The sequence below is a fragment of the Kitasatospora sp. NPDC057223 genome, assembly GCF_042669755.1.
In the GTDB taxonomy this organism is placed as follows: Bacteria; Actinomycetota; Actinomycetes; order Streptomycetales; family Streptomycetaceae; genus Kitasatospora.
Map to the genome: position 1 here is coordinate 1 of NZ_JBHUWW010000270.1, position 3,883 is coordinate 3,883.

At 65.0% G+C, this 3,883-nt stretch carries 6 protein-coding genes; 1 reads left to right on the forward strand and 5 read right to left on the reverse strand.

Going from position 1 to position 3,883, the window contains the following annotated elements:
- Nucleotides 1–84: 84 nt before the first annotated feature.
- From ACFUK0_RS39790 to ACFUK0_RS39810, 5 genes are all read right to left on the reverse strand, one after another.
- The gene (locus ACFUK0_RS39790; RefSeq protein WP_380258908.1) at nucleotides 85–531 is read right to left on the reverse strand and encodes a hypothetical protein; all 447 of its coding nucleotides are present in this window, start codon (nucleotides 529–531) and stop codon (nucleotides 85–87) included.
- A gap of 79 nt (nucleotides 532–610) precedes the next feature.
- On the reverse strand, nucleotides 611–901 hold the full coding sequence (locus ACFUK0_RS39795) for a barstar family protein (RefSeq protein ID WP_380258910.1): 291 nt from the start codon (nucleotides 899–901) through the stop codon (nucleotides 611–613).
- A 208-nt stretch (nucleotides 902–1,109) separates the two neighbouring features.
- Nucleotides 1,110–1,451 (reverse strand): DUF6221 family protein, encoded by a 342-nt coding sequence (locus ACFUK0_RS39800; RefSeq protein WP_380258912.1) that lies wholly within the window; start codon nucleotides 1,449–1,451, stop codon nucleotides 1,110–1,112.
- Nucleotides 1,452–1,858: 407 nt separating this feature from the next.
- A complete protein-coding gene (locus ACFUK0_RS39805) occupies nucleotides 1,859–2,215 on the reverse strand; it encodes a hypothetical protein (RefSeq protein WP_380258914.1) in 357 nt (118 codons plus the stop codon).
- 254 nt (nucleotides 2,216–2,469) lie between these two features.
- Nucleotides 2,470–2,895, reverse strand: coding sequence for a hypothetical protein (locus tag ACFUK0_RS39810; RefSeq protein ID WP_380258916.1), 426 nt, complete (start codon nucleotides 2,893–2,895; stop codon nucleotides 2,470–2,472).
- A 195-nt stretch (nucleotides 2,896–3,090) separates the two neighbouring features.
- Between ACFUK0_RS39810 and ACFUK0_RS39815 the strand changes: the two genes are divergently transcribed.
- Nucleotides 3,091–3,582 (forward strand): hypothetical protein, encoded by a 492-nt coding sequence (locus tag ACFUK0_RS39815; protein WP_380258917.1) that lies wholly within the window; start codon nucleotides 3,091–3,093, stop codon nucleotides 3,580–3,582.
- Nucleotides 3,583–3,883 lie beyond the last annotated feature (301 nt).

The following is a 3,883-nucleotide window of genomic DNA, read 5'->3' on the forward strand; positions in this document are numbered from 1 at the left end:
CTGGAGAGCAGAGCTTCGCGAACGATCACAACTCCCACCTCGGCCCCTGTCCCGCCAGGCACGCCGAACCCTGAGCCGGAACCACTACAGCGGCGAAGCCGCTGCGCCAAGGTCCGTTGCCCCGGGATAGTGGCGGCGAAGTTCGTCGAGTACGCGCTCGTCGGCCGCCCTGACGTCCCACAACGAGCTGTCCACTTCGGTCAGAACGATCATCACCTTGTCCTCGGCGAACCCACGTGCTTCAGCGTCGATCAGTTGGAGGAAGGGGGTCGTCAATGACAGCAGCGTCAAGGTGTCCATGCCGCCGTCGGCAGACTGCCCCTCCATATCGACGCAGCGAGGATCGACGATCTCGTCGAACTCGACGCGCCACTTCAGGCCCAGGCCGAAGCTGCCGAGGCGGACGAGTAGCTCCGCCAGGGTCACGTAGTGCTTTCCGTGCCAGGCAGGAAACGTGATCCCCTTCATCCCCACCTCTGCTTCAGCTATCTCGTCGGGCACGTCAACGTCGGAAGGAAGAGCCTCGGTCATGCCCGCACCGTACCTGACCTGCGGCGTCAAAGTTTGATCAGTCTCACCGGAGTCTGACCGGCCTCCGCCGAACTGAGCATCAGGCGAAACGCACGGTCAGCCTCTCGTCCGGCGCGTTCGGCTCGTCTTGCTTGGCAGCTCGGACCAGTACCGATGCGATCGCCTCGAACGCTTCGTCGCCCATGAGGCCCCGGCTGGCTTCAGCGTTCTCCCAGAAGATCTCGACCGGGCGCTCGACATCCCTGCTCAGACGGTCCCACAGGGCGTCCAGGTTGTGCCCGTAGTACGGACCGAAGTCCAGAGGCCCGGCAAGAACCCGGTGCAGGTCGGCCTGGCTTCCGATGTGTGCCCCGTCAACGGTGACGCGCATGATCCTCCACCCCTTCGACCAGCCATCCGATGAGGTTCCTTGCCAGCGAATCTAGTCGTACGGGTAAGCGGGCTGGGGGTGCTGGGTGGCTGTGCCGGTCAAGGTGGAGTCTGCGGAGGCGGACGTCCAGTCCTGGGCAATCACCCAGGACTGGTACCACCTCAGTGCCACCGAACCTTGAATGCCCAGGTCAGTACGACAGCCTGCGTCACGCTTCGGGATCGGCAAGGCTCTCCTGGGTAAGCGTCTGGGGGCGCCACCCCTCACGGTAGTCCGGGGCGTCGTGGTAACTCTGAGCGAGAAGCCTGACTGCTTCGCCCAGGCCAGCAGCCCACCCAGCCTCGAAGCCCCTGCTGCTAGATCCTTCTGGCACGTCGAGGTATGCAACCGATGCATAGAGGTCCGTGACAGCACGAACCATGTCGATCATGGGGATCGTGCTGTCGAGGGTCACATCCGTGTCGGGAGGAGCAAGCGACGTGATCATCACGACGTTGTGCTCGTCCTCGTCGAGACGCCTTCGCACGAACTGGATAAGACCGTCATTCATGGCGATCATCTTTGCCGATGGCCATCTGGTGCGTGAAGCCCTGCGCCTCCGTCGGCCAACGTGCCTGGCCAGACATCCACTTCGTGGGCTGGGGGCAGACACACCTGGAAGAAGGGTCTGATCGTTTGACATCCAACCTAGTCGCTCCAGGTCAGACCACCGCACCGGACTAACTTCATTGTCCAAGGACAGCACGGGTCCGGGCCGGCCCTTCGTATGGTTGGCCCGCCCAGGGGTGTCGGGTGTGGCTTTCAAACTTCTGCCGCTTGTGGCTACCAACGATTGGCCGCCCGACACCCACGCCGAAACCTGAGCCGTAACCACTACAGCGGCGTCTAGTCGGGCCGGATTGCGTTGACCTGCGGGGACTGGATTGAATGAGACGGCCGCGGGTCGGCCGGCGTCCGTCAGGACGCCAGGGTCGTGGTGAACTGGGCGCGGTGCTCTGCCATCGAGAGGGGAGACTCAGAGTCAAACTCGAAGGTCTCTCTGGCGGCGCCGGCGGGGAATTCTGGGTGGTCGTGCCAAATTTTTGCGAAGGCGACCAGCAGGTTCCATGAGGCGCTTGCGTGCAGCTCGGTCTTCGCCGCGGTTTCGGGCGGCGAGGATCGGTGGAAGCGCACCGCCGCAACCTGTTTGGTTGCGGCCAGCCGCAGGGCCGTGGCAGCGCGACGGGCCTCGCCTTGGAGAGAGGCCTCGTCAGGGATTCGCGCAAACAAGAAACCGGCCAGCTGTGCGACCTGGTCCTCGGTAATCCGCTCCACTGTCCCCCCTGTGATTTGTATGCCTCTGAGCCTCGCTCGGCGCCCAGTTCACCACGACCCTGGCGTCCTGACGGACGCCGGCCGACCCGCGGCCGTCTCATTCAATCCAGTCCCCGCAGGTCAACGCGATCCGGCCCGACTAGCTTCGTTGCGACAGGTCAGTCAACAAGTGTCCTGTGCCACCGAACCTGGACCGCGTGCCACTGAAGGTGGACCGACGGCCGTTTGTGACAGTGAAGATGGACCGCCGCAGGTCAGTCGTCCTGGCGTAGGAGCGAAAGTCGCTGTCGGGCCTCGTTGCGAACCCCGGGATCCGTATCCGCCGCCAGCACGCGAAGTTGCCGGATAAGTTCCGCCGCGCCATCACCGGTCATCCAGCGGGGGTCACCGTTCAACTCCGCGACGAGCTGGTCAGCAGTCCACTGGTCGGTCGCGTCGGCTCGGGCTGCGAGCACGGCGCGCAGACCGGCCAGGTCCCCACGTGCCAACAGGGCCTCGGCTGTCTCCGAGGTCACTGCGGTGTCCTGAACGTCGAGCAAGAGGCGGTGAAGGACATCGGCGACGACCCCGATCCGAGGTACTGCCGCCAGCCGGCGACCTGCGGCGGCCCTGGCGCTCCACGAAGGAGAGTCCGCAGCGGCGAGCGAATCACTCAGCTCTTGATCTTGGAAGTCGTTCATGGCACCAGCGTGCCAGGAGACGTCTCAGCCGCGGCGGTCCGTCTTCACTGTCACAAACTGCCGTCGGTCCACCTTCAGTGGCACGCGGTCCAAGTTCGCCGGCACAGGACAAGTCTCAACGGTCGAGAGAGCGGACGCTGTGGGGAGCTGGAGGTATTGTGCGACCCCGCGCAACTGGTCTGGGATGAGGATGCAGTGAAGAGTGTCAGTGAGTTCGCCGGGCTGCTGGGGGAGCCTGTTCGCCAGGATGAAGGTCATTTGATCGAGGAGATCGGCAGATTGTGGTCGGTCGTACTCCCGGAGGACTTCGTCGCCGTCGCCGGGGCTTACGGCGACGTCGGCATCGCAGATCGGATGTCTCTTCTGGGCGCTCGCAGCCTACGCTGGTACGCGGATTTGATGGGTGGCCAGCTGGAGCAGTCAGCGCCTGTGCCCCACCTTGTGCTGCCCTCCGAGGGGGGCGCCCTGCTGTGGGGCAACACGATCGACGGAGACCAGTTGTTCCTCGTCCCGCACGAGGACGGTTCATGGACCGTGTCGGCTTTCCTCCGACACTCGGTGGACCACTGGTACGACTCCGACCTCTCCTTCAGTGACTGGTTCCACCTTGCTCTTGCCGGTGAGATAGCCACCGACTGGCTGCCTGAATGGACCTCGCTTCCCCACGTGCTTGAGTTGAATGAGTAGCCGTGCGAGGGTCCTGGCGTTCTGAGGTGCTGGTCAGCATCCGTGGAGACGCGGTTGGCGCGGTTCAGGCCGCTCCCGGGTTGTGGGTGGTCCACCCTTCGCAGCGGGCTGGCCTGGGCAGACGGCCCGGGGTGGACTACCCGGCCGGGGGTCGGTGCCGGGTCGTCCACCCGCCCGCCCTGCCCTGTTCTCCGCCCGCTCGGGTGCCTGGCCGCCGGCCGTACCCAGCCCACGCGGCCCGGCGTACGCCGCAGCCACCTCTGACCCTTCGCCGGGCCGGGCCGGGCGTACGACAGCAGGC